This window comes from Paenibacillus sp. FSL R10-2736 (genome assembly GCF_038000245.1).
In the GTDB taxonomy this organism is placed as follows: Bacteria; Bacillota; Bacilli; order Paenibacillales; family Paenibacillaceae; genus Paenibacillus_AQ; species Paenibacillus_AQ phytohabitans.
Genome location: NZ_JBBOBN010000001.1, coordinates 392,758 through 418,675 on the forward strand (window position 1 = coordinate 392,758; position 25,918 = coordinate 418,675).

Here is a 25,918-nt window from a genome sequence, read left to right on the forward strand (position 1 = left end):
AAGAAGCTGCTGCGTTCCCCATAATCTAGCCTATGAACCGGCAGAGAAGGTTAGTACTTAAGGATATAAAATATTCTTACAGCAGCAGCTTCTCCATAATCATGACATCAGTCATCCGGCCGTCCAGTTTCCCCTGTTTCTCGAAGACGCCAACCTCACGGTAACCGCTTTTGCGGTATAAGCCTTGAGCCATTGGGTTAAAGGGAAAAGTGAACAGCACAATTTTATAGAAGTCAGCCGCTACGGCCTTGTCCTCCAGGGCATGCAGTAATAGACTGCCAATGCCGCGGCCGCGGGAGGCCCGTTCAATATAAATGGAGAGATCGGCGACACCGTCATAAGCGCAGCGGTGGGAATAACGATTAAGCGAAGCCCAGCCCAGAACACTGCCTTCGGCTTCGGCAACGAGTATAATAAAGCGTCCTTGATGTTCCTGGAACCAGTCAGACATCGCATTCAAATCTTTAGCTGAGCTTTCCAGTGTAGCGATCCGGTCTTCAATCCCCTGATTATAGATATGCAGGATGCCGGTGAGGTCTTGGAAGGTGGCGGGACGAATCATGAATGTCGAAAGCATATTATCGGCCTCCTAAGGTACCTTGTGAATTATGGCTTCACAGCAGTAATTACTGCTGAGGCAATATACTGGTCAATGTCTGCACCGGGAACCCAGTCTTTAATGAAGGCGCGGGATTCATCCTTAGGTTCGACTGATATCCGGATGAAACCGCTGTTTGCCAGCATGGTCTGCAGGGCAGGCACAGAGGAGGCTCCTGAGATGCAGCCGGAATAAAGGTTGCCCAAATCCTGTGCGATTTCAGGAGGCAGCTCGGCAGTGGTGACGATGTCGGATATTGCCAGCCTTCCGCCAGGCAACAGCACCCGGAACGCTTCATTGAATACTTGCTGCTTATCAGGAGAGAGGTTGATTACGCAGTTGGAGATAATGACGTCTATGATGGCATCGGCGACAGGCAGATGTTCGATTTCTCCCAGCCGGAAGCTGGTATTGGCGTAATGTCCCCGGGCAGCATTATCACGTGCCCGGCTGATCATTTCAGGGGTCATGTCTACGCCTATGACAGAACCGGACGCTCCCACCTGGCGGGAAGCCAGGAAACAGTCGAAGCCGCCGCCGCTGCCAAGATCCAGAACGGTTTCTCCAGGCTGCAGTCCGGCAATCGTCTGAGGGTTGCCGCAGCCAAGTCCAAGGTTCGCGCCTTCCGGCACAACGTTCAATTCTTCGCCGGAATAACCAAGACTTGCGGAAATGCTGTTGAAATCGGCTGGTGCCGAACAGCAGTCAGAAGAAGCCTCCTCCGGGCAGCAAACGGAGGGAGCAGATTGGCCGGTAACAGCGATTTGCTGATACCGGGTTCTTACATTTTGGCGGATTCCATCATGAGTAGGCTGGTTCAAGTTCATCACTCCTTTATAATAATTGCAAATTGCAACTATATAACGAAAGAAATCAGCCTGAGACAGGCGCGCAGCATTTGCTTGATTTCCCCATAGCTTCATTGAAGATCTTTACGGACCGCAGTACCGTTTCCTGTTCAAATTCAGACATGTAGGAGAAGACTTCCTCCAGATATTCATTCATTTGCCGGTCGATGGTTCCGGCTACAGATGAGCCTTGCTCTGTTAAAGACAATACAAACACCCTGCCGTCGGAGGGATCGGGACTTTTGCGGACGAGTCCCATTTTGACCAGTGCCTGCACCTGGCGGCTGAAGGTTGTAACATCCGTTCCGAGCACTTCCGCAATTTGCTGCATGGACGGATTATGCCTCCGCTGTACTTCATAGAGCAGATGGCTCTGGGCCAGAGAAATGTCATGCCCGCCTACGGTGCAGCAGTTTTTGTTAAGCAGACCGAAGCGGCGGGTCATGATCTGAAAGAGCTCGCGTGCATTATCCATTAAAGTTCACCTCATATTTCAGTTATAGCTTATATATTTGTAAAGTGCAACTATGAAATCGAAATATTACCTCTTGTCCTTTTGATAAGACTGTTTTAGTATATAAGCATTGGCTTATATACTAAGGAGGCTGAACCGCGATGGATAAGCTTAACGAGGTGGCTGATGACCTGAAGCTTCTGGGCGACAAGACCCGCCTGATGATGCTTGGACTGCTGCAGGAGCGGGAATGGTGTGTCTGTGAGTTCGTCGAACTCTTTGAGATCTCGCAGCCGGCGATCAGCCAGCATCTGCGTAAACTGAAGGATAAGGGGATGGTGAAGGAGAGCAAACGCGGGCAGTGGGTGCATTACTCCCTGAATGTGGAGGGCAAGCCGCATATCACGGCCGTCCTGCATGGACTGCCGGATTCACATACTCTGCTGGCGTCATTGAATAAGACAGGGGTTACTGCCTGCTGCGACTGATATAATACTAGATCGATGAGAACGTCTGGAGGACAGGCTGGCGTTACTCTTATATATAAATTTATCTATTGGGGAGTGCTGCGGGAAATGTTGCTGCGGGTCAAACGGAGGGCGGGATTATGGTTGTCCTAGCCAGCCTTATTTTTGTTATTACTTTAATCTTTGTGATCTGGCAGCCGCGTAAGTTATCCATTGGCTGGTCAGCCTGCGGCGGAGCACTGCTGGCCCTGGCGGCAGGCGTGGTCAGCTTTGGGGATGTCCGCGATGTGACGATGATTGTGTGGAATGCCACGCTGGCCTTTGTAGCTATTATTCTGATTTCTTTGATACTCGACCGTGTTGGATTCTTCGAATGGGCGGCACTGCATATGGCAGCGGCGGCACGCGGCAATGGCACGCTGATGTTCATCTATGTCATCCTGCTGGGCGCAGTGGTAGCGGCGTTGTTTGCCAATGACGGGGCGGCGCTGATCCTGACACCGATTGTGCTGGCGATGGTCCGGGCGCTGAATTTTGATGAGAAAAAAGTGTTTCCCTTCATTATCGCCAGCGGCTTCATCGCCGACACGACTTCGCTGCCGCTGATCGTCAGCAATCTGGTCAATATTGTATCCGCCGATTTCTTCGGCATCAGCTTCACGGAATATGCAGGACGTATGCTGCTGCCTACGCTGTTCTCGCTCGCCGCCAGTATTCTGGTCTTATACCTGTTCTTCCGCAGAAGCATACCCAAAGTGTACGACACTGCCGGGATGAAGCTCCCGGAGGAGGCGATTAAGGACAAGCGCATGTTCCGGTTATCCTGGGGCGTGCTGGCGCTTCTGCTGGCCGGATATTTTGTCAGTGAATTTCTGAACATTCCGGTGTCTGTCGTCGCAGGTGTAATCGCGGTTTGCTTCCTGCTCATGGCCCGCCGGAGCCCCTACGTCAAGACGATGGAAGTGGTCAAGGGTGCACCGTGGGCGATTGTCTTTTTCTCCATTGGCATGTATGTCGTGGTGTATGGCTTGCGCAATGCCGGACTGACCGATGTGCTTGCAGAGATGATCAGTGAGGTGGCGGAACATGGATTGTTCGCAGCAACGATGGGCATGGGCTTCCTCGCCGCGATCCTCTCCTCAGTGATGAATAATCTGCCAACAGTGCTGATTGGGGCGCTGGCCATTGATAACGCACAGGCGACAGGTCTCATTAAAGAGGCTCTGATCTACGCGAATGTCATCGGTTCCGATTTGGGTCCGAAGATTACGCCGATCGGTTCGCTCGCTACTCTGCTGTGGCTGCATGTGCTATCAGGCAAAGGTGTAAAGATCTCTTGGGGCACTTATTTCAAAACAGGAATTATTCTGACGATTCCAACGTTATTTATTACATTGTTAGGTTTGTATCTGCAACTGAAGCTGTTCTAATCTAATCCTGAAGGAGAAATCAGACATGAGCAAGAAGACGATCTATTTCCTGTGCACGGGGAATTCGTGCCGGAGCCAAATGGCGGAGGGCTGGGCGAAACAATTTCTCGGGGACGCCTGGAATGTGTACAGTGCGGGAATTGAAGCCCACGGCTTGAATCCCAAGGCAGTACAGGCAATGAACGAGGTGGGGATCGATATTTCGGCCCAGACCTCGGATATTATTGATCCTGCGCTGCTTAACAGTGCTGATCTCGTAGTAACATTATGCGGGGATGCCGCCGATAAATGTCCGGTGACGCCTCCGCAGGTACGGCGGGAGCACTGGGGATTCGATGACCCGGCTAAGGCGCAGGGCAGTGAGGAAGAGAAATGGGCGGTGTTCCAGCGGGTCCGTGATGCAGTCGGCGAGCGGATCAAGCGGTTTGCTGAGACCGGTGAGTAGAGGTTTCCTAGAATGAAATACAAACTAATGATTAAGAACAAAAAGCGGTGCAGACGGGTGTCTGACCGCTTTTTATGTTGTTCTATAAAGAATGCAGTTCGAACAATTGGATTTACCCATTAATTATAGGACGATCATTAAAATCTTGCAGAAAATACAACAATTTTCTCCGGATATTGCTTCTAAAGCAAGATTGTTGTATGAATTACAACATTTTTACTGCTTCAGCTTCTTTATGGAGGATATTATTGTATTTTGTGCAACAATTCTCCCAAACAGCCGGATATTCAGATGATCAAGTTGCAGAATGTACAACATTAAGGCCGGTCTATACAGCTGACCTTATGGATTTTCACTTCAGCCGCCTGGTTGGGGTAAAGATAAGGCCATAGGGCAGACTGACCTGCCCAATCCAGTCTCAAACTGGGCAAAACCACGCGCTACTCCTTCTGCTTCCCATGCCCAAGCTCATGCCCAAGCTCATGTCCGTGCTCATGTCCCTGATCCGGGTATTTCACCACAGGCCATTTCACTTTGCGCAGGGCATCCATCAGCTCCGGCCCCACATTCAGATTGCTGCTGACCAGTTCATGGGGAGTAAGCGCCATCCACTGGTTCAGGGAGACATCGGCGAACCGGTCGCTCCGGAACATTTCCAGGAACCAGAGCGTGTCTGTCCCGGTATTCTGAATATAATGTCCCTGGGCAAAAGGCACATAGCCGACATCGCCGGCTCTGACGTTAAATGTACGCGCCTCGCCGTCCCCGCCGAAGACCGTCATCCGGCCTTGCCCGGTCAGATAATACTGCCACTCGTCATTATTCGGATGCCAGTGCAGCTCCCGCATGCCGCCGGGCTCAATCTCCACCAGCGCGGCGGCAATATTCCGGGAGATGGGGAAATTACTGGAGTCGACAATCCGCACACTGCCTCCGGGCGTCCGAAGCGGCGGCTGGGCCAGCAGCTGATGCTTGAAGCTCAGCGGAATCTCTCCATAAGGTGACTCCACCCTCTGACTCTCCAGGGGGCCGGGCACCTGATCCTGATATATATACACTTGTTCCTTCGGAATACATTCAAATGCAGATTCAGGTACGCCGAAGTTGGCGGACAGGACCTCTGGCGGCGTATGGGCGAACCAGTCGGAGATCGAAAGGGTGTTCAGATCCGAGAAGCTTCCATCGTCAAAAACAAGCAGGAACTCGCATCCCTCGGCCAGCCCCTGGATTGAATGCGGGATGCCCGGAGGGAAGTACCACAGATCGCCCGGGCCGACATCGGCAATGAAGTTCCGGCCATTCTGGTCCACGGCGGTAATCCGGGCGCTGCCGAGCAGCATATAGGACCATTCCGCCTGCTGGTGCCAGTGCAGCTCGCGTACTCCGCCCGGGGTCAGGCTCATGTTCACTCCTGCAAGTGTGGTGGCAATAGGCAGCTCTCTGACGGTAACCTCCCGGGACCAGCCGCCGAAGTTCAGCTGCATATGGGCGTCGGAGAATGAGAATTTCAGATTGGGGATCAGCCCGTTATCCGTAGGGGGCGGGACGAACATATCGGGATTCTCCCGGTCGCGCAGAATATCGCGGGGGCCGAGGTCGACATTGCCAGCACCGTCACTGCGGATAGGCTGGGGGATAACGGGCTTGCTTGAAGAACCGGGTTCGGCAGGGCTCATGGCTTAAGCTCCTTTCTGGATCGTACAGCACTCCAAGAAATATATGCGCCAGTATGCCACTTATGAGTTGTGAAGGGCTGAGCGAAATGTGATAATATTTGACTACCGGACAAATTTCCGTACGATAATCAGAGAGCAGGGTTTGAACTAATGACAATAGACGGACAAGAACGCTACCGCTTCAGTGAAGCGCCAATATGGGAGCTGCAACGCAGGTATTATGAGCAGCTGGGACTGCAGGCTTGGGCGAATGACCAGGTCCCGCAGTACATTACAAGCAATCCGATGATCGGAACAGCGTATGCGGAGATGATCTTCGGGTTTCTGCAGGACCGTGCAGAGAAGGGACATACTACAGAACCGGTTATTATTCTGGAGCTTGGCGCAGGTGTCGGACGCCTGGCATTCCATGTCCTGCAGCAGCTGTGTGAGCTGATTCAGTATGCCGGAGTGCTGCTGCCCCCTTTCCGCTACGTCATGAGCGATTTGCCCTGGAAGAATATTGAGGGCTGGCAGAAGCATGAAGGGCTGAAGCCTTTTGTGGAGCAGGGGATTCTTGATTTCGCCCGCTTTGATGCGGTGCAGGATACAGAGCTGTCCCTGACGCAGAGCGGAATGGTGATTAAGCCCGGCGGACTGCAGCAGCCGCTGATGGTGATCGCCAACTACTTCTTCGATAGTATTCAGCAGGAGCTGCTCTATATTGATGAAGGCAAGATTTATGAATGTGAGGTTTCGTTAAAATATCCCGAGCAGTCCGGCTCGATGAGCACGTCCGAAGTACTGCGGGATCTGGTGCCGGAATATCATTACAAGCGGGCCGAAGGCTATGAGGACCTTTCATACAAGTACCATGAAGTAATTTCATTCTATCTGGACAAGCTGGAGGATTCGCATATCCTGTTCCCGGCGGCTGCCATTTCCTGTATGGAGCGGCTTGGGGCACTCTCCCAGGGGAGCTTCCTGCTGCTTACCGCAGATAAGGGCGACCACAGGCTGGAGAACTGGGAATTCGCCGAGCCGCCGAAGCTGATTCATCACGGCAGTATTTCACTCACGGCGAATTACCATGCGCTGGTGCATTATTTTGAACGGAAGGGCGCCAAGTCCCAGTTCACGCAGCATCATTATAAGAATCTGAATGTCGGCTGCATTCTGATGCTTGAAGAGCCGATGCTCCATCCCCATACCCGTCTGGCCTACCGGCGGTTTGTAGAGCGGTTCGGCCCGGATGATTTCTTCAGCCTGAAGGTATGGATCGACAAAAATTACGATACGATCGGCATGCAGCAGATCCTGGCCTTCTGGCGGCTGGGCGGATATGATGCCGAGCTGTTCATCCAGAGTGCGGAGCGTATCTCCGCTCTGCTGCCGGATGCCAGTGATGATGAGCTGCTGGACCTGCAGCGCGGGATTGATCTGATGTGGAAAGGCTTCTATCCGATGCCGCAGAAATATGATCTGGCGCTTGACTGCGGTCTGCTGCTGTTCGAAATGGAGCAGTACGGGGAGTCCCGCCGTTTCCTGGAACATTCGCTGGCGACCAGTGACGAGGAGCCGGTAATTACTGTATTGTACTGCCTGGCTATTTGCAGCTACGAGCAGGAGGATGACGAAGCGGCGCTGGACTACACGCGCAGATCACTTCTGATTGAGCCGGAGCATGAGGAAGCCTTAGAGCTTTTGGCGGCGCTGAGTCAGGGGTAAGGTTGTCCCGCAGGCTGCTGCGCCTCAGGACATTGCTACACTTTACACCCCGCCTGTGATTTGTTATTCTGGATCAAATGATGAAACGCGATGACGAGAAGAGTAGGTCCATTCATTCCCTTACAGAGAGCTCCGGGTGGTGCGAAGGAGCAGGGAAGGCTGGACCGAAACAAGCCTCTGAGCGGTGCGCCGGAACCGGCTATGGCCTGGGATGGTACAACAGGAGCTCCTGTTACAGAGCTAGAGTATAAGCTCTGCCTTGCCGGCAGCGCCGTACTTGATGAGATTAATATGGCGACATATTAATAAACCTGGGGTGGTACCGCGAGAATCTCGTCCCCAAGACTACAGTCTTGGAGGTGAGGTTCTTTTTTGTTGTCCCGTAAGGGCAGGTATCACCAATATACAGGAGGAGATCAGAATGACTGACGTTAATGTTAATGAGGTTAATGCTGCTAACGAGCCGGCCATGCCGGAGAATTATATGGATAAGCTGATCAGAGAAGACATAGAGGGCGGAGTCTACAGCAGGGAGATCTGCACAAGGTTTCCGCCGGAGCCCAATGGTTATCTGCATATCGGCAGCGCTTTTGCCATCCACACGAATGTTGAGATTGCACGTAAGAATGGCGGCAGATTCCATCTGCGCTTCGATGATACCAACCCGCTGAAAGAGGATATGGAGTATGTAAAAGCTATTACCGAGGACATGGAATGGCTGGGCTGCAGCCCGGGAGAGCATATCTATTATGGCTCCGATTATTCGGAGGAAATCTGCCGCAGCGCAGAGGAGCTGATTCTTAAGGGGAAAGCTTATGTCTGCGACCTGACTCCGGAGGAAGTGACGTCCTACAGGGGGACATTAACCGAACCAGGTAAGGACAGTCCGTACCGGGAACGCTCGCCGGAAGAGAATTTGCGGCTGTTCCGGGAGATGCGTAATGGAGAATATCCTAACGGTGCTAAGGTGCTGCGGGCCAGAATCGACATGTCTTCGGCGAACATCAATCTGCGCGACCCGGTGCTCTACCGGATCATTCATGCGGAGCATTACCGCACGGGGAAAGCATGGTGCATCTATCCGATGTATGATTTTGCCCATCCGATTCAGGATGCCATTGAAGGGGTGACGCATTCGCTGTGCTCCATCGAGTTCAAGGATCACCGGCCGCTGTATGAGTGGGTGCTTACGGAGCTGAATATTCCTGAACCCCCTAAGCAAAGGGAATTCGGCCGGGTGAATCTGACGGGAGTGGTCACGAGCAAACGTTATCTCCGGGCGCTGGTTGCCGGGAAGTATGTGGACGGCTGGGATGATCCGCGTCTGCCTACGCTCCGTGGACTGCGCAGACGCGGATTCACGCCGGAGAGCATTAAGGCTTTTGTCCGGGAGATCGGGATGGTCCGCAATACGGCAATGGTTGATTTCTCGCTGCTGGAGCACTGCGTAAGACAGGATCTTAAGGCGAAGGCACCGGCCATCATGGCCGTGTTGAATCCGCTGAAGGTCGTGCTTACCAACTATGAAGCCGGGGCTTCTGAATTCCTTACCATTGAGTACAACAGTGAGAATCCCGCGCTCGGCACAAGGGACGTTCCGTTCTCCGGCACACTCTATATCGAGCGGGAGGACTTCATGGAGGTACCCTCCAAGGGCTTCCGCAGACTGACGCTTGGCGGTGAAGTACGGCTGAAGGGCGGGTATTTCATCCGCTGCAACGAAGTGATTAAGGATAAGGAAACTGGCGAGATTGTCGAACTGCGCTGCACCTATGATCCGGATACGAGAAGCGGCAGTGGTTTTGACGGGCGGAAGGTTAAAGGAACCATCCATTGGGTGTCCGCCGAGCATGCGGTCAAAAGTGATGTGTACCTGTATGAGAAGCTGCTTGTAGACAATGAAGGACCGAAGGAGGAAGGAGAGACCTGGGAAGCGTATATCAACCCGGATTCTGCCACTTTGCTTAAGGATTGTCTGCTGGAGCCACTTGCGGATAAACCACAGCCCGGGGATAAATTTCAATTCCTGCGCCACGGCTATTTCTGCGTCGACAGCAGGTTCAGCTCAGGGCACAGGCTGGTATTCAACCGGATCGTACCGCTGAAGGACACCTGGAAAGGAAAAGCAGAAAAATAAGCTTCAACACAGTTTCTCCACAAACGGCGGCTATACTAATGGCAGCACCTTGAATCCCGGAGGGAGGAAAAGCCATGAACTGGTCCTGGTTAATCACACTGATCTGTCCGCTGATGATGATCCTTATGATGTTCGGAATGCCCGGTATGCGCGGTATGCATGGACATGGAGGCCACTCGCGAAAGCAGGCGGATGTGGAGAAGCTGCAGCAGGAGCTGAATGAGCTGAAGCTGCAGAATGAACAGATGCGCTCTGATATCCGCAGTATTACCTCTTAAGCAGTGGATCACACTGGAATGCCCGGCGGGCGAGAGTCAGGATGAATTTCCTGAGGCTCGCCTGTTTTTTTTGTTTTGGGGTTCCCGCAAAGTGCCTGAGTAATCGTCGAAGCTACGGCCCTACTTTGTGGGGTTATTTTATATTTTAACTGCTTAAATAACTCTGTGTTGTATTGGGTAATTACATATGGACCGGAGCATCACTTTGCCGCAGGTTTGCACATAATATAATTTGGAGCAGCCGGGCGGATGCCGTAGTTCAGAATCAACCCATTGCTCGTATGAAAAATCCAATGAAAATACATTTACAATTCTCAATTAGCGGATTATAATGAAAACAAATCAAATGTTGCATCAGGGAAACTTTCGTGTATATAGACAACTTTTTCCGGGCAAGAGGAGGGATAGAAATGATGGAGCAAAACACAGCAGTAGAATCATCCCCTATACTAAAAGGACATACTAATAAACACTCGGCACAATCAGTGCTGAATGGAGATGTCAAAGGACTGAAGAGACTCCTTCCTTTTCTGGGTCCGGCTTTTATCGCTTCCGTAGCGTACCTGGACCCTGGCAATTTTGCCACTAATATTACAGCAGGCTCGAAATACGGATATTTGTTATTATGGGTTATCTTTGCCTCGAATCTGATGGCTGTCCTTATACAATCCTTATCCGCCAAGCTTGGCATTGCCACCGGCAAGAATCTGCCGGAGGTCGCCCGGGAGAAATTCCCGAGAGGCGTGTCCATCTTCCTGTGGATTCAGAGTGAACTGGTCATTATCGCTACCGATCTGGCGGAATTTATCGGGGCAGCCCTTGGACTATACTTGCTGTTCGGTATACCGATGCTGCCGGCTGCGCTGATTACCGCTGTTGGATCATTCGCTATTCTGGAGCTCCAGCGGCGCGGCTACCGGACCCTGGAGGCCGGAATTGCCGGGATGGTGATGATTGTTGTTCTGGCTTTTGCATTCCAGGTCATTATGGCGAAGCCCGATGCGGGCAGTGTGGTTGCCGGAATGTTTACGCCAAGATTCGAGGGTGTGGACAGCATTCTGCTGGCTGCCGGGATTCTCGGCGCGACGGTTATGCCGCATGCGATTTATCTGCATTCCTCGCTGACCCAGAGCCGGGTCGTCGGGATCGATGAACGGGAGAAGAAACAGATTTTCCGGCTGGAATTCATCGATATTCTGATTGCGATGCTGATTGCCGGTGCCGTGAATATGGCCATGGTGGTTGTAGCTGCGGCGCTCTTTTTCAAGAATGGTCTGGTCGTTGAGGATTTGGATGTCGCCTTCGAGCAGTTCCGTAATCTGGCAGGACCGGTTACCGCCATCTCCTTCGGCCTCGGCCTCCTGATCGCAGGTCTGTCGAGCTCCTCGGTCGGTACAATGGCCGGTGATGTGGTCATGCAGGGCTTCATTAATAAAAAGATCAATCTCTACCTGCGGCGGGCGATTACCATCATCCCACCGCTGACCATCATCGCCTTCGGGATTAACGCGACAAGTGCACTGGTGATGAGCCAGGTCGTTCTCTCCTTCGGGATTGCCTTCGCCCTGATTCCGCTCGTGATCTTCACCAGCGACCGCTCGATCATGAAGGGGCTGGTGAACCACCGGATCACCACCATCCTCGGCTGGATTATCTCGGCTCTGGTAGTGTCGCTGAATTTGTTCCTGATTGTGGAGATGTTTGTGTAAGCTCTATAAGGAATTGAATATTTTACGTTAGAATGAACAGAGCAGCGATTCTCCTTGACTGGAGGGTTGCTGCTTTGTTTTATGACTTGAGCGCTTGAATGGACGCTGTGTTAACGGTGAAGCATCTTAATGCCTATTATGTTGTACGTATTACAACTTTGGCCCAGCAATATCAGGGTATTCGCAAGGATTGTTGTACGGTATACAGCAATTTTCCCGGAAAATCGCTTGTAGCAGGAGAAATGCTGCTTTTTATACAACATTTTTGGATTTTGGCCGAGTTAGGGAGGGGAATGTTGTAATATATGCAGGATTATTGGGTTAGGTCTTTAAGATTGCAGAAGCTCCCCCTCTTAAACAGCAGAGCGGACGGAATGATTGTGGAAAAGCGTAGCGGTCGCCTTTGTATCCGGATTTTCACCGCTAAGGGGAATAAATAAAATCTGGATACAAGAGCGATTGGAACAACGTTCCGTTTGCGGAGCGTGCTCACCGAGCGTCGACGTAAATCCTGCTCTAAAACAAATACAAAAAAGAGGTGCCCAAGCCATTTTGGCTTTGAGGCACCTCTTGCTTTTTATTAAATCCTATTGCTTCACAATATCCTGCACAGCCTTATCCAGCTTCTCCAGCAGCTTATCACGGTCAAGCTGTCCGCCGAGATATTCCTGCATTGCAGCGCCGAAGCCCTGGGTTACGCCGTCAGGGAACATATCCCAGTTCCAGCCGAGGGCGGTAGCAGATTTCTCCTGCACGGCAACGGCAACCTGGCCGATGTCTGCCGCGTCAGCGGTGACGTTAGTTTCAGCCGGGATGAACTTGAATTCCTTGGTCAGATACTTCTGGCCGGTTTCGGAAGTGACGAGCCAGTTCAGGAAGGCTTTGGCTTCTTCCGGATGCTCGGATTTGCTGTTCACCACATAGTTGTTAGGTACGCCTACCAGGATAGTGCCTTCTTCGTCGCTGATCGGAAGCGGGAGGAGGCCCAGATTCAGGGCAGGATCGATTTTGTCGATATCGCCTTGTGTCCAGTTACCCTGCAGCATCATTGCGGCTTTGCCTGATGCGAATTCCGCAACCTGGGTAGCATAGTCGGTAGTCATCTTGTTATCCTGGGCATTGTCGAAGATCACATCCACCAGATCCAGCCACTGCTCGAATACGGCGTTGCCTTTGATCGTCTGCGTACCGGCTTTGACATCATCGATGAACTGCTTCGGATCAGGCTGGTGGGCCAGACCTACGTTCACAAGGTGAATTCCCATCGACCACCACTCATTCGTGGCTTCAAACGGTGTGATGCCGGCGGCTTTCAGCTTGGCTGCCGTATCTTTCAATTGCGGGAGGGTCTTAGGCTCTTCCGTAATGCCGGCTTTGGCGAACAGATCCTTGTTGTAGATCAGTCCATAGCCTTCTACGTTCATTGGCATACCATAGAGCTTGCCGTCCACGGTTGCCGGAGTTTTGGCGGTTGGGATCAGACTCTCCGCCCAAGGCTCATTGCTCAAATCAGTGGCGCGGTCCATATAAGGTACGAGGGCAGTATAACCGCCGTTATTGAAAATTTCAGGTTCAGAGCCGGAAGCAATCTCCGCTTTGAGCAGCGCGCCGTAATCTTCACCGCCGCCATGTGTTTCCACTTCGACCTTCACACCGGTTTCTTTCTCATATTCTTCGGCGAGTGCATTCAGCTGCTCGGCAATTTCAACCTTGAACTGGAACATTTTGATCGTAACATCCTTGGCAGGTGCCTTGGTTGCTTCCGGTGCTGTGGTTTCGGTTGACGTGTTAGGAGCATTGGTTGCGTTTCCATTGCCTGCGGAATTCGTATTGCCGCTATTCCCGCAACCTGCGATAATAAGTGTGCAAACGGTTGCGATAACGAACGCGAACTTTCTTTTCATAGAATAACCTCCCTGGTCTGTGGTTCCTGCAACTAGATCGTAATGCAAATGAGAGTGGACTTACACTTAATATTTTGCCGGGAAAAGTGGATATTGTTGCAAGGGGATCTCACGATCATCCCTTAATGGAGCCGGTGGTTACACCTTCGACAATATAACGCTGCAGGGACAGGAAGAATATAAGGATAGGCGTAATCGCCATCACGAGACCCGCAAGGGCCAGATCCCACTTCTTGGTATACTGCCCGAAGAACTTGGTCACGGCGACCGGCAGGGTCGTCAGATCCTTATTTCCCCCGATGACGAGCACCGGCAGCAGATAGTCATTCCAGATCCACAGCGTGTTAAGGATAATGACCGTTACAATAATCGGCATGAGCAGCGGGAACACAATTTTGAAGAATACGCCATACGGATTGGAGCCATCCACCCGCGCCGCTTCCTCCAGCTCAAAAGGCACTGTCTTAATGAACCCATGGAACAGAAATACGGACAGCGGCATTCCGAAGCCGAGATAGCAGGCCACGATTCCGTATAATTCCCCGCGAAGCTCCAGAATACTGGTCACACGGACTAATTGCAACATCAGCGACTGGAACGGAATGATCATCGCCGAGACCAGCAGCAGGAAGACGAAGGAATTGAAGCGCGTCGGCTTCCGTACAATCTGATAGGCGGCCATCGAGCTGAACAGGACAATGAAGATTACGCTTAAGACAGTGATTTGCAGGGAACTGAAGAAGGCTTGCGGGAAGTCAATGGCATCCCAGACCTTGGAGTAATTATCCCAGTGGAACACCTGCGGCCAGGAAGCGGCGTCGATCAGGATGTCCTTCAGCCCCTTAACCGAATTGCTCAGTACCAGGTAGAAGGGGGATAGGAAAATAATGGCCAGAAGTATGGCGGCGATCTCCAGAATGAAGTTTCTGGGCCGGTATCTGCTGCTGTTCATTAGGCCGACACCTCTTTTCTTTTGGTAAGCCAGACCTGTGTGACCGTGATCAGTGAAACGGCGGCGAAGAAGAGCAGCGCTTTGGCCGTACCGAGGCCGTACCGGTTGTTGATCAGCGCTTCCGCATAAATGTTATAGGCCAGCGACTGGGTCGAGGTGCCCGGCCCGCCTTTGGTCAGCGACAGGTTGAGGTCGAACATTTTGAATGCGTTAGAGGTTGTCAGGAACAGGCAGATCGTGATTGCCGGCATAATCAGAGGTACATAGACACTCTTGAACAGCTGCGGGGCACGGGCGCCGTCAATCTTGGCCGCTTCGACCAGATCCTTAGGGATACCAGCCAGCGCCGCAATATAAATGACCATCATATACCCGGCAGTCTGCCAGACGAACACAATGACCAGACCCCAGAATCCTGTACTGGGCGTACCCAGCCAAGGCAGCTGGAAGAAGGAAATCCCGGTAAGCTCGCCGATCGTGGCGAAGCCTTTGGTGAAGATGAACTGCCAGATGTAGCCGAGCAGAATGCCGCCGATTACATTGGGCATGAAGAAGATGGTGCGGAGCAGCTTCTTCGTCTTTAGCGTCGTCATCAGAATGAAGGCAAGCAGCAGCGCCAGTACGTTGGCGGCCACTACGGAGATCACGGTGAAGCGGAGCGTAAAGAGCAGAGACTCCCAGAACTTATCGTCGTTCGTAAAAATCCGTCTCCAGTTGGCCGCGCCGGTCCAGACCGCTTTGTCCAGATCGAGCCCGTTCCAGTCGGTGGAAGAGTAGTAGAAGCCGAGGAAGAATGGGGTGACCACAATGGTCAGGAAAAAGAGCAGACAGGGGCCGAGAAATACGATTTGCTGTCCCCAGCCTCGTTGCAAGCGCAGAGCTTTTCTCATATGGAATCTCCTTTGTATAATATTTCTACGTGTTCACAGCTTCATTATAGAAAGCCCGGGCCATCGCCAACACTCAATTTGATGATGAGAAAAGTGGATTATATTGCAGCCGGGTTGCTTCCGGAGCGAGTTTTGCTGCAAGGTTATATCAGAGAAGCGGTTCTTCCGCAAAACTTTCAGGAGGTTCGCCCATGTTCAGAAACAGTATCCGGACGCGGCTGATGGCCTTAGTGCTGCTGGCGTCAGTGATTCCGTCAGGCATATCCGTTACCTTCTCCTATCTCTATACCAAGCAGTCGGTTACGGAGCAGTCCGTGAAGCAGAATACGAAGCTGCTGACGCTGGGGGAAGCGAATCTCAGCAGTTATTTCAGCGGCATGAATCAGCGGGCCATGTCGCTGTACAGCGGAATTAATGTTCCGAGCTCCTTCTACACCACACTGCTTACCGCCAAAAGCAATGAGCAGGCACCAGAAGGTACGGTTCTGCCGGATACCCGTGCGGTGATCTCCACCCAGCTATACAACTTGTTCCTCTCGGACCGCAATACCTTCCAGATCCATCTCTACGTCAGAGCGGCCCGGCAGTCCAATCTGCTGCTGGGCGGATTGTTCCGCCGGGAAGAGAATGCGGATTATGCAGAGGCAGAGCATCCTGAAGGGACATACCGTCCGTATATTGAGGTGACACATATGGATCATCAATACGGCGTAAAGTCCGGCTTCCCCAATCTGAAGCCGGGGAGCGTTCCGGTCTTCACTGCACATTTCCCCCTCTACCGTACGCCCAGCGACAGTGTACTGGCCGATCTGTCCATTGATTACACCCTGGAGGAGCTGGAGGGAATCGTCAAATCGATGTACAACTCGGACACGGAGCGTCTGTATGTGCTGAATGAGCAGGGGCAGGCCTTGTTCGCTTCCGATCCGGATTGGGTCGGCAAACAGGTGGAGACCGGATGGAGCCGTCTTCCCGAAGATAGTGACAGCGGGCATTTTACCTGGAAAAAGGACGGCTTCCAGGGCATTGTCATGTACAAGCATATCAAGGACCCGCTCTTCAGCGGCAGCATCATCAAGCTGGTGCCTTATGAGGATCTGTATGGTGATGCGAGGGTCATCACCCGGTTCAATATGGGAATCGGGCTGCTGTTCCTGTTAATCGGCGGAATCAGCGCCGTGCTGATTTCCATCGGGTTCACCCGGCCGATCAAGAAGCTGATCAACTTCACCCAGAAGGTGCAGATCGGCCAGCTGGATGCGCATATGGATGCTGAGCGCGAGGATGAGTTCGGCCTGCTGACCCGCAAAATCACCGGCATGACCCGGACCATCAATGACCTGATCGTCAAGGAATACCGCCTGGAGCTGGCGAATAAGACGAATCAGCTGAAGGCGCTGCAGGCCCAGGTCAATCCGCATTTCCTCTACAATGCCCTGCAGTCCATCGCCAGCCTATCCTTGCGCTATAATGCGCCGAAGGTGTATGATCTCATCTATTCCCTGGGCAGCATGATGCGCTACTCCATGAATACGGAGCGGACGCAGGTGCCGCTGCGCGATGAAATCGAGCATGTGCAGAATTATGTGATTCTGCAGACGGAGCGGTTCGGCGAAGAGAATCTGCGCCTGGAGATTCATGCGGCGGAAGCAGCGCTGGAGACGGTTCTGCCCAAGATGATTCTCCAGCCGATCGTGGAGAATATCTTCAAGCACGGCTTCGCGGACGGAATCCGCGAAGCCGTCATCCGGATAGACTGCACGCTTGAGGGGCAGTCGAGGCTGGTTCTTGCCGTCAAGGATAACGGCAAGGGCATTAGCCCGGAACGGCTGGAGGAGATTACAGCCGGCCTCAGAAGCAGCGGCCAATCGGAGAATGAAGAGATCGGCCTGTATAATGTGCTGGCCCGCCTGCGGCTGCAATTCGGCAGCGAAGCGGAGATGCAGCTGCACAATGAAGAGGGCCAAGGGGTTACGGTTACCCTGATTATTCCGCTGGAGGGGCCAGGCGAATAATGCCACCCTCCCGGAGAGACAGTTACAGTATGAATGTTTAACGCAATGAATTATTGATGATAGAGTGATGAATGAAAAAGGGTGCAGACATAACCTAAAGGAGCGGCTATACATGAAGGTGCTGATTGTAGATGATGAGAAGCATGTACGGGAGGCGATCCGTTATTTTGTTCCGTGGGACAAATATAATATCTCCGATATATATGAGGCTACCAACGGTCAGGAAGCGACCCTGATTATGCAGGAGCATCAGCCGGCGATCGTGTTCACGGATATGCGGATGCCGCTGATGGACGGAGCAGAGCTGCTGGAATGGCTGCATAAGCATTATCCGAATACGAAGACCATTGTCATCAGCGGGTATCAGGATTTCAATTACGTGAAGCCGGCGATTGTCTACGGCGGGACCGATTATCTGCTGAAGCCGCTGAACAGCAAGCAGCTGATTGCCTCGGCGGAGCATGCCTTTAAGCTGTGGATGGAGGAGGAGGCGGTGCGGAAGCAGTCGCAGCGCCAGAACATGCAGCTGAACGTACTGCGTCCGCTCTACTGGGACAAGGTGCTGTCCGATCTGGTCTACGGGCATGCCTCCTTTCAGGAGCTGAAGCTGGCGCTCTGCGAAGAGCTGGGGATGCCGATTGGAGCAGCCTCCTGCAGAGTGGCTGTCATCTCGATGCAAGGCGCAGACTGCCGTCTGCTGCAGAGATTTCATGGCGATGTGGCGCTGACGGCTTTTGTGCTGGCCAACGTCTGCAATGAAGTTATGGCACCGGACTACAGCGGTTATGCCTTCCGCAGCTGGCAGAGCGGTGGAGAGCTTGTGATTCTGCTGTGGAATGCTGTTCAACAGGCGGAGACGGTACTGAACGGAGTGAATGAATCGATCCGCCAGGCGTATGGCGTTCAGGTGGATATCGGGCTCAGCCTGCTGAACCCGTTGCCGGAGGGGCTGCAGCCTGCTTTTGCCCAGGCACGCCAAGGGCTGGAGGAACGGAATCTCCTTCAGCGTGACGGACGGATACACCTCTGCAGAGCGGCCGGGGATGAGAGTAGGCCTAAAGAAGACTACGCTCTGGATATGCAGCTGGACAAGCTTAGAATTGCGGTATTGTCGGGCGATCTGGAAAGGATGCAGCGGGTTGTGGAGGAGTGGGCGCGGGAGCTTACCGGGTTGCCGCTGCTTACGGAGAGCAGCTTTCTCCACCAGCAGGAGGAGATCCGTGCGGTTCTGACACGCTGGCGGCCGGAGGAGGAGATCAGCCTGGAGCTTTGTTATGACTCACAGGGGCTGTTCTCGGTGGAGAACTGGGAGAGTCAGCTTAAATCTCTGCTGCAGCACCTCTCCAAAGGTATCGCTCAGGCTCCGGATAGCAGACTCGTGCTGGAAATCAGGGAATACCTGAACCAGAACTATGCACAGGAGATGACGCTGCAGCATATTGCGGAACGCTTTTTCATCAGCAGGGAGAATGTCTCCCGCAAATTCAAGCAGATCACCGGGGAGAATCTGTCGGATTATTTAACCAGTCTGAGAGTGGATAAGGCGAAGACTCTGCTGCAGAATACGAATTTGCGGCTATCGCAGATCGCGGAGCTGGTGGGCTATGAGGACGAGAAATATTTCAGCCGTGTCTTCAAGAAATCCACTGGAGTAACCCCGCGGGAGTACCGTAAGCAGGATGAGGAAGATTAAGAACCGGCCCAATTTCCCTTTCAACATTTTCCAGCGTTAAACCGATAATAGCTATATGGGCAATTTATATATTGTTTCGGTTATCTGGGAGGGCTGGAAGGTATGGACAACTATCTGGGAAGAACGATTAAGAATGATCTGATCAATGCGTACGGAGTTACAGTTATTCCTGCCAAGAGCAAATTGAATGCAGAACATCTCGAACTCATCCGCAAACAAAGAATTGATGTGCTTGATATCATTTTTGTGGATGAACAGCAGGCTCCCTCTTATCGTCAAATGGCAAACAGTGTAGTAGATAGCTCCAAGGAAATGTTTGAATCCTACAGAATATCGCGGAAAATTCCCCTGGCCGATATCAGGAAGGATGTCGTTCCGGTCATACAGGAGATCTCGCGTAATCCTGATATTTTTGCTTTGTTCAGTTCGGTCCAGGGCAGAGATGATTATACATACCAGCACAACGTTGGAGTCGGTGTACTGTCCACCCTAATCGGCAGATGGTTAAATATGAGCGAAGCAGAGCTGTCAGTGCTCTCCCTGGCTGCAACCCTGCATGACATCGGCAAGCTGAAGATTCCTGTTGAAATTCTGAACAAGCCCGGCAAGCTGACGGACGAAGAGTTCAGTCTGGTGAAGAAGCATACGATATACGGCTATGAGATGCTGAAGGAAACCACCGGGGCCAATTCGCGCATTACACTGGCGGCACTGCAGCATCATGAGAGGAACGACGGCAAGGGATATCCGCTGGGACTTAAGGATGAACAGATTGATTCCTATAGCAAAATTATAGCGGTTGCCGATATTTTTCATGCCATGTCCAGCAAACGCCCCTACCATGAGGCTATGCCTTTCCATGTGATTGTCGATCAGATGAGAAGAGGCAGCTTTGGCGCGCTGGACCCGCATATTGTTTCGGTTTTTCTGGAGAACATTGTGAAGCGGACTGTTGGCCGTGAGGTAGTATTAACCGATGGCCGGGTCGGCGAGATCGTCTATCTGAATCCGCATGATATCGAAACACCGCTTATCCGCATTAACGATGAATATATTGACCTCAGCAAAATAAAAGAACTCAATATCCGGGAAATCACCATATAATTTCAGATGACTTCCTTTCAGTTTTTATAATAATCAGCCAGCCCCTCGGCGATAGCCTGTGCAGCCTTCCGCTGATAAGCGGCCTTGCGGACAATCGACTCGTCGTAAGGATTGCTGAGGAACCCAAGCTCTATAAGGGCTGCGGGAAGCGGATTTTCCCTTAGAATATGATAATTGCCGAAGGAGAGGCCGTTGCTACGGAGGCCGATTCCTGCGCCAAGCCGGGTTTCAATCGCCCGGGCCAGCCGGAGATCATTCTGCTCCGAATAGAAGAAGGTCAGCGTGCCGGAGACATTCTTCGGAGAGGAATTATAATGGATGCTGACAAAAGCATCCGCGCCGAGCTGCGTCCCGATCTGCACCCGCCGCGAGAGCGCCGGCTTCTGGTCTCCACGGGTACGGGTCAGCTCTACCCGGGCCCCCTTGGCGGTCAGGTAATCCCGGAGATATAGGGAGGTCTGCAGGGTAAGATCCTTCTCCATCGTGTCATAGGTTGTGCCGAGCATACCCGGGTCACTGCCCCCATGACCGGGATCGACGACAATCAGCTTGCCGCGGATGCTGCCGGATTTCCTTATTACACTGGTGTTCTGGGCATTTGAACTGGCAGTGCTTAAGTTCGGGACGCTTCCCCCGGCAAGGTACTGGGTGGATACCCAGCCGGTAGTTCCTCCGGCTGTACGGATTCTTGACCATCCGTCCTGGCGGAGCAGAATCGTAACGGCATTCCCGGACTGCAGGGAACCCACTACCTCATAGCCGGTTCCCGGACCTCCCCGGATACGCAGGGAAGAGGCGGTGACAACAGCCGTTCCGCTGGAGGCGGAGGAGGTCTTAACGGATGTATTGGCGGATGAGGCGGATGAGGTTCCTGCGGAGGCAGCTCCGCTGGTCCGCTTCAGATAATACCCGGCGACCCATCCGGATACAGATCCGGCCCGTACTTTGAGCCAGCCATGCTGCTCCTCTGTGACAGTAACTACGGCTCCACCCGCCAGAGAGCCGGTGATGGCTGCGCTTGCAGCAGGCTCACTGCGCACATTCAGGGAGTTCGCGTATACTTTGGCTGTATAGGTATCTGCAGCATGGGCAGCAGAAGACGGCAGCGCATATGAAGTCAACAGACAGGCTGCCAGTACGGCGGTATGTAATATTCTTTTCATATAAAGCCTCTTTTCCCGGATAGATAAATTTCTATTACCCGTTTCATCGGCCGGAGAACAACGATTTATTAAAATTGAGGATAATTGTGATTCGTTTATTCATATAACAACGATAATTCATACTACGTGGTCTCGCTGTTTAATATAACTGGCAGCCCTATTCCTTAGGGGAAAATGTCTGTATAATTATTACATATTGGGGAAACAGATAAAGGAGTGCCGCCGTGATCAGACCTAGATTATTCATTGGATCCTCCAGAGAATCCATCCGCTACGCCAGGGCCATCCACGAGCAGCTGAAGCGGACCGCAGAAGTTCATCCTTGGTATGCAGCTGCTTTCCGGCCGAATGAATATACGATGGAGGCACTGGAGCGGAATCTGGATATCAGTGACTTTGCCGTATTCGTGTTTTCGCCTGATGATGTAGCCCGGATCAGGGGTAAATATTATTATGTAACCCGGGATAACACCCAGTTTGAAATGGGCTTGTTCTGGTCCAGATTACGGCGCGGCCGGGTCTTCTGCCTGCTGCCGGATCAGGTACCCTCCCGCAGTGATCTGATTCCGGGGGAGAATGTGGAAGAGTACCACCTGCTGTCCGATCTGTCCGGGCTGACGCCGCTGGAATATGAGTGGCAGCATGAGAATGCTACAGCTGCGGTGGATGTCAGCTGCGGTAAGATCATCGACAGCATTCAGGGACAGGGCATGTACCATGATCCGGCTGTTGAACTGCAGCAACTTAGAGCAGAGCTTAGGCGAAAAGAAAGTATCCTTCACTTCTTTTGGCAATATAATAATAATGTGACGCCTCCCCAGCCGGGTGAGAACTATCAGGCGCTCAGCGAAGCCGTCCGTAATTCATTCATACCTCCGGAGGATTGCCGGGTGATCGGAGCCGCCATGTGGCGGGCTGAAGAGGGGGAAGGCCTGAAACAGGTGGGCGGTAATGTTGGCCGCGGGCATATCTATCCGTTCTCGACCTCTGAAGACGGAGGCGGAAAACCGGGTGTGCTGGATGCTTTTTTGGCAAAGGAATGGACTTTCTTACAGCGTACGGAAGTTGCGGAGGTATATATCCTATGCTATCCTTTAGGGGAGAACCACGTGATTTCTGTACATTTCTCCGGAAGCGGGGGATTATCGGCAGAGGATCTTACAGCAGTGGTTGCCTATAACCGTGATTTGTTCCGTACCGTCAATCATCTAGTGGAAGGGGACTGACAGGATGAAGAATATGAAGAATGCAGTTAGTGTTTCTAGTAGCGTCCGCCGGTCTGCGGGCGGTAACGGTAACAGTGCGGGAGGCAAAGGCCGTTCCAGACGCAAATCCGGCACCAAGCTCTCTCCATCCGCGCTTAATGTATATTTAGCGCCTTCTCTGGAGGGCGGAGACGACGAGTACAAGAAGCTGGTCAGCGGCAAAGTTGATAATAACAAGCCATCATTCGCATAACGCATACTGAATACTGAATACTGAATACTGAATACTGAATACTGCTTACATCGAGCATTGAGCAGGTCTCCGGCATGGCCGGGGGCCTTTTTTTGTTCTTTAATTGTTCTTTACGGGAATTATGAGATTCGTCTATGTAGATAAGGAGCGTAAGGTTATGGATAAGTTTCTTTGGAATTCGGGGCAGAACCGTCTACAGGACGCAATAGTTCTTAAAGCAGGAATTCCTCTGCCCCGGCCGAAAGTGGGCGATAGTGGGGAAATTAAAGGGATAAATCCCACTAATTCGGCCGAAAGTGGGCAGTATGAGGAAATCAAAGGGATAAATCCCACTAATTAGGCTGAAAGTAGGCGATATGAGGAAATTAAAGGGATAAATCCCACTAAATCGGCCGAAAGTGGGCGGTATAAGAAAATTAAAGGGATAAATCCCACTAATTCGGCCGAAAGTGGGCGGTATGAGGAAATTAAAGGGATAAATCCCACTAATTCGGCTGAAAGTGGGCGGTATGAGAAAATTAAAGGGATAAATCCCTTTGATCACGTCGGCTACGGGCAAAACGAGGAAATGAGGGGCATTAGTGCCCCTGAATTCACCGGGTGCGTGCCAAAATGAGGAAATGAGGGGCATTAGTGCCCCTGAATTCGCCGGGTGCGGGCGAAAGGAGGAAATGAGGGGCATTAGTGCCCTTGAATTTGCTGGATGTGGGGCAATTTTACCGATGCTACTCCAGAAGTAGTTTGTTCGTTTACGCGCCCTCCCGACGCTCTACTTTATATTGTGTACCAGCCGGCTGCCGGGTCTTCCGCAGATGCTGGAACCTTGCGCCTCCGATCAGAGCAGCCCCGGCAGCAGTAATCCCGCCAATCAGTCCGAACACCGGGACAGGCGATTCTACCCCGTACAGCCCCAGCAGACCCGCCCCAAGCATAGGGCCGAAAGTGGTTCCGATCTTAACAAACTCCGAGCAGCCGAAATAGAGTCCCTTATTACTCTCCGGGGACAGCTCATCCACCAAGGCATCGAACCGCGCACCAATCAGCAGCTCCCCCAGACTGAACACTGTAATGAACAGCAGCGGCATCGACGGGGAGACGGGCAGCACAAAGAACAGAAAGCTTGCGGCAATCAGCAGATTGCTGGTGAGTACTACGTGGAAAGGATTCCACTTCGAGATCCAGCGCAGTACGGCAAATTGCGCAGCCAGAATAACAACCGCATTGAGCGACAGGATCACCGAATACATCCGGGCACCGTCGGCCAAGGAAGAAGTGGAGTTTAAATATTGGGATACGGTTCCGTTCAGCTGGGAATACCCGAAGAAGGAGAAGCTCATTCCGGCCAGCAGGAGGAGGAATACATAGTCCTTGCGGATTGCACCAAGATTCTTGAGGCTGCCGATACTCCGGGATGCAACAGAAGCGTGGATGCGGCCCCCGTGCCGGAAGAAGAATTGCGTGGAGACGCCATACAGAATATAAAGAACGCCCAGAATAACATAAGGAAAGAGCGTCAGCTTCATATTGAACAACAGGCTTAACAGGGGGCCGAGAAAACAGCCCAGATTAATCGCCGTATACCGCAGATTGAAGACGAGCAGCCGGTTCTCCGGGAGCGTTTCGGTGGACAGCACTTTTTTGCTGGCAGGCTCGAAGATGGAGTAGCATAATCCGTTAAGGCCGTTAAGCAGCAGGAAGGCCGGGAAGCTGTCCGCATAATAGAACAGAATGAATAGGCTTCCCCAGACTATAGGGACAACGGCGATGATTTTGTGCAGAGGCAGCCGGTCCGCAAGCGCCCCTCCGAAGCCGCTGAAGAGTACATTCACCAGCGGATTGATACTGAGAACACAGCCGGCCAGGAAGATGGAGAGATGTTTTTGACTCGTCAGAAAGATAGCCAGATAAGGGACGCTCATAAATAGTGCAGTTCTCGTGAAAAAAGTGCCGGCCAGAATGTTCCATACTCTACTGTTTAATTTCCGTGATAAATGAAAGCCCATGATAATCCTTCCCCTGCTTTTTATATTTTGATTTGTGCCGAGTGTAGCATACAATGAAAATCAGACCGGAAAATTGTGCTGTATACTCACACGGCAGAGCGGAGGGGTGAAATCATGTTTCTGGGCTCTACAATCAGGCAAATCCGTTCCTCCAAAGGAATAAGCCAGTTGATTCTGGCGGATGGGATTATGAGCCGTTCCAACTTGTCACGCTTTGAGGGCGGTAAATATTATCCCGGATATGACAAGCTGATCCTCCTGCTGGACAAGCTGGAAATGTCCCTTGAGGAGCTGCTGTTCCTGCAGAATGGCTATGCACAGCCGGAGAAACGTACGCTTCACTTAAGTCTGGTGGAGGCGGCGAACCGTTATGAATTCGACAAAGTAAGAACGATCAGCTATGAATGCCATTTCTTGTACGGGGCAACGCGCACAGAGGCTTATTATCATTTGTATCTGCTGGGCCAGGGCTTTCTGATTCAATATCAGCGGGAGGATGAGATCAGGCAGTTAAGCGAATTAGCCGGGGAGATCAAGCCCTATCTGATGGGTGCGGATATATGGTATCTGTATGAGTTCAAGCTGCTGAATAATTTCCTGTTTACGCTAAGCAGCGGCGACGCGATCTTTTTTGGACTAAGGGCTGCGGATGAATTTGATAAATACCATGACTTTGCCGAGAGCCGGACCATCCAGCAGCATCTGATGCAGAACATCGCGAAAATTTGCCTGAAAGAGCATAATTACGAGCAAAGCCTGTTCTTCCTTAAAAAAGCGCTGCCCTTAGCGGATAAGACGAACTTGCTGTACGATAAGATTGTCACATTGGTGTACCATGAGATCACGCTGCTCTGTCTGAAGCATAAAGAAGATACGCAGCAGTTATTGGGTTACCTGGATATTCTCCGGCAGCTTGAGTTCAATGACAGTTATGACGCGCTGCAGCAGGTGTGCCGGATACATCTGCCGGATATATTCTGATACATA

Annotated in this window: 22 protein-coding genes and 1 other annotated feature; of the genes, 13 read left to right on the forward strand and 9 right to left on the reverse strand. The window is 52.1% G+C overall.

The genetic code is table 11. From position 1 onward, the window contains the following. Positions 1-76: 76 nt before the first annotated feature. Genes NSQ73_RS01870 through NSQ73_RS01880 form a run of 3 tightly spaced genes read right to left on the reverse strand, consistent with a single transcriptional unit; the run spans position 77 to position 1,921 of the window. A complete protein-coding gene (locus tag NSQ73_RS01870; protein WP_340985216.1) occupies positions 77-577 on the reverse strand; it encodes an arsinothricin resistance N-acetyltransferase ArsN1 family A in 501 nt (166 codons plus the stop codon). Positions 578-606: 29 nt separating this feature from the next. Further along, positions 607-1,425 carry an arsenite methyltransferase gene (locus NSQ73_RS01875; protein WP_445669476.1) on the reverse strand — a complete coding sequence of 273 codons (819 nt, stop codon included), beginning with the start codon at positions 1,423-1,425 and terminating at the stop codon, positions 607-609. A gap of 46 nt (positions 1,426-1,471) precedes the next feature. Next, positions 1,472-1,921, reverse strand: a complete 450-nt coding sequence (locus NSQ73_RS01880) for a MarR family winged helix-turn-helix transcriptional regulator (protein WP_340985218.1) — start codon at positions 1,919-1,921, stop codon at positions 1,472-1,474. Positions 1,922-2,061: 140 nt separating this feature from the next. On the opposite strand from NSQ73_RS01880, the gene NSQ73_RS01885 reads away from it, so the two are divergent. The 3 genes from NSQ73_RS01885 (at position 2,062) to arsC (ending at position 4,242) form a co-directional block, all read left to right on the forward strand. Continuing rightward, the gene (locus NSQ73_RS01885) at positions 2,062-2,388 is read left to right on the forward strand and encodes an ArsR/SmtB family transcription factor (protein ID WP_340985219.1); all 327 of its coding nucleotides are present in this window, start codon (positions 2,062-2,064) and stop codon (positions 2,386-2,388) included. Between the two features lie 119 nt (positions 2,389-2,507). After that, the gene (locus NSQ73_RS01890) at positions 2,508-3,797 is read left to right on the forward strand and encodes an arsenic transporter (protein WP_171717554.1); all 1,290 of its coding nucleotides are present in this window, start codon (positions 2,508-2,510) and stop codon (positions 3,795-3,797) included. 25 nt (positions 3,798-3,822) lie between these two features. Next, entirely contained in the window at positions 3,823-4,242 is a 420-nt protein-coding gene (gene arsC / locus NSQ73_RS01895) for an arsenate reductase (thioredoxin) (RefSeq protein ID WP_039300665.1), read from the forward strand. A 440-nt stretch (positions 4,243-4,682) separates the two neighbouring features. Here the strand turns inward: arsC and NSQ73_RS01900 are convergent, their stop codons facing one another. Then, the gene (locus NSQ73_RS01900) at positions 4,683-5,918 is read right to left on the reverse strand and encodes an oxalate decarboxylase family bicupin (RefSeq protein ID WP_340985220.1); all 1,236 of its coding nucleotides are present in this window, start codon (positions 5,916-5,918) and stop codon (positions 4,683-4,685) included. A gap of 150 nt (positions 5,919-6,068) precedes the next feature. Between NSQ73_RS01900 and NSQ73_RS01905 the strand changes: the two genes are divergently transcribed. The 4 genes from NSQ73_RS01905 to NSQ73_RS01920 all read left to right on the forward strand — a co-directional run bounded on the left by NSQ73_RS01905 (position 6,069) and on the right by NSQ73_RS01920 (position 11,749). Further along, on the forward strand, positions 6,069-7,625 hold the full coding sequence (locus NSQ73_RS01905) for a tetratricopeptide repeat protein (protein WP_340985221.1): 1,557 nt from the start codon (positions 6,069-6,071) through the stop codon (positions 7,623-7,625). An 81-nt stretch (positions 7,626-7,706) separates the two neighbouring features. After that, positions 7,707-7,969 (forward strand) — a binding site (T-box leader). A 77-nt stretch (positions 7,970-8,046) separates the two neighbouring features. Further along, the gene (locus NSQ73_RS01910) at positions 8,047-9,762 is read left to right on the forward strand and encodes a glutamine--tRNA ligase/YqeY domain fusion protein (RefSeq protein ID WP_340985222.1); all 1,716 of its coding nucleotides are present in this window, start codon (positions 8,047-8,049) and stop codon (positions 9,760-9,762) included. 74 nt (positions 9,763-9,836) lie between these two features. Then, positions 9,837-10,040 carry a hypothetical protein gene (locus NSQ73_RS01915; RefSeq protein WP_340985223.1) on the forward strand — a complete coding sequence of 68 codons (204 nt, stop codon included), beginning with the start codon at positions 9,837-9,839 and terminating at the stop codon, positions 10,038-10,040. A 413-nt stretch (positions 10,041-10,453) separates the two neighbouring features. Beyond that, entirely contained in the window at positions 10,454-11,749 is a 1,296-nt protein-coding gene (locus NSQ73_RS01920; RefSeq protein WP_042141703.1) for an Nramp family divalent metal transporter, read from the forward strand. A 587-nt stretch (positions 11,750-12,336) separates the two neighbouring features. Here NSQ73_RS01920 and NSQ73_RS01925 read toward each other — a convergent pair. From NSQ73_RS01925 to NSQ73_RS01935, 3 genes are all read right to left on the reverse strand, one after another. Then, positions 12,337-13,653, reverse strand: a complete 1,317-nt coding sequence (locus NSQ73_RS01925) for an ABC transporter substrate-binding protein (protein WP_340985224.1) — start codon at positions 13,651-13,653, stop codon at positions 12,337-12,339. Between the two features lie 115 nt (positions 13,654-13,768). Continuing rightward, entirely contained in the window at positions 13,769-14,605 is an 837-nt protein-coding gene (locus tag NSQ73_RS01930) for a carbohydrate ABC transporter permease (protein WP_039300683.1), read from the reverse strand. After that, positions 14,605-15,495: a carbohydrate ABC transporter permease gene (locus tag NSQ73_RS01935; RefSeq protein WP_039300685.1), complete on the reverse strand. Its 891-nt coding sequence runs from the start codon at positions 15,493-15,495 to the stop codon at positions 14,605-14,607. The genes NSQ73_RS01930 and NSQ73_RS01935 overlap by 1 nt, the downstream gene beginning before the upstream one ends. Positions 15,496-15,686: 191 nt before the next feature. On the opposite strand from NSQ73_RS01935, the gene NSQ73_RS01940 reads away from it, so the two are divergent. From NSQ73_RS01940 to NSQ73_RS01950, 3 genes are all read left to right on the forward strand, one after another. Next, positions 15,687-17,510, forward strand: a complete 1,824-nt coding sequence (locus tag NSQ73_RS01940) for a sensor histidine kinase (RefSeq protein ID WP_340985225.1) — start codon at positions 15,687-15,689, stop codon at positions 17,508-17,510. A 112-nt stretch (positions 17,511-17,622) separates the two neighbouring features. Further along, a complete protein-coding gene (locus NSQ73_RS01945) occupies positions 17,623-19,203 on the forward strand; it encodes a response regulator (protein ID WP_340985226.1) in 1,581 nt (526 codons plus the stop codon). 102 nt (positions 19,204-19,305) lie between these two features. Then, the gene (locus NSQ73_RS01950; RefSeq protein WP_340985227.1) at positions 19,306-20,307 is read left to right on the forward strand and encodes an HD-GYP domain-containing protein; all 1,002 of its coding nucleotides are present in this window, start codon (positions 19,306-19,308) and stop codon (positions 20,305-20,307) included. 17 nt (positions 20,308-20,324) lie between these two features. Here the strand turns inward: NSQ73_RS01950 and NSQ73_RS01955 are convergent, their stop codons facing one another. Beyond that, positions 20,325-21,470: an N-acetylmuramoyl-L-alanine amidase gene (locus NSQ73_RS01955; RefSeq protein WP_340985228.1), complete on the reverse strand. Its 1,146-nt coding sequence runs from the start codon at positions 21,468-21,470 to the stop codon at positions 20,325-20,327. A gap of 224 nt (positions 21,471-21,694) precedes the next feature. Between NSQ73_RS01955 and NSQ73_RS01960 the strand changes: the two genes are divergently transcribed. Further along, entirely contained in the window at positions 21,695-22,696 is a 1,002-nt protein-coding gene (locus NSQ73_RS01960) for a TIR domain-containing protein (protein WP_340985229.1), read from the forward strand. 4 nt (positions 22,697-22,700) lie between these two features. Then, the gene (locus NSQ73_RS01965) at positions 22,701-22,928 is read left to right on the forward strand and encodes a hypothetical protein (protein ID WP_052416752.1); all 228 of its coding nucleotides are present in this window, start codon (positions 22,701-22,703) and stop codon (positions 22,926-22,928) included. A 749-nt stretch (positions 22,929-23,677) separates the two neighbouring features. On the opposite strand, the gene NSQ73_RS01970 is transcribed toward NSQ73_RS01965, so the two are convergent. After that, positions 23,678-24,931 (reverse strand): MFS transporter, encoded by a 1,254-nt coding sequence (locus NSQ73_RS01970; protein WP_340985230.1) that lies wholly within the window; start codon positions 24,929-24,931, stop codon positions 23,678-23,680. A gap of 114 nt (positions 24,932-25,045) precedes the next feature. On the opposite strand from NSQ73_RS01970, the gene NSQ73_RS01975 reads away from it, so the two are divergent. After that, the gene (locus NSQ73_RS01975) at positions 25,046-25,912 is read left to right on the forward strand and encodes a helix-turn-helix domain-containing protein (protein WP_340985231.1); all 867 of its coding nucleotides are present in this window, start codon (positions 25,046-25,048) and stop codon (positions 25,910-25,912) included. The last annotated feature ends 6 nt before the right edge of the window (positions 25,913-25,918 follow it).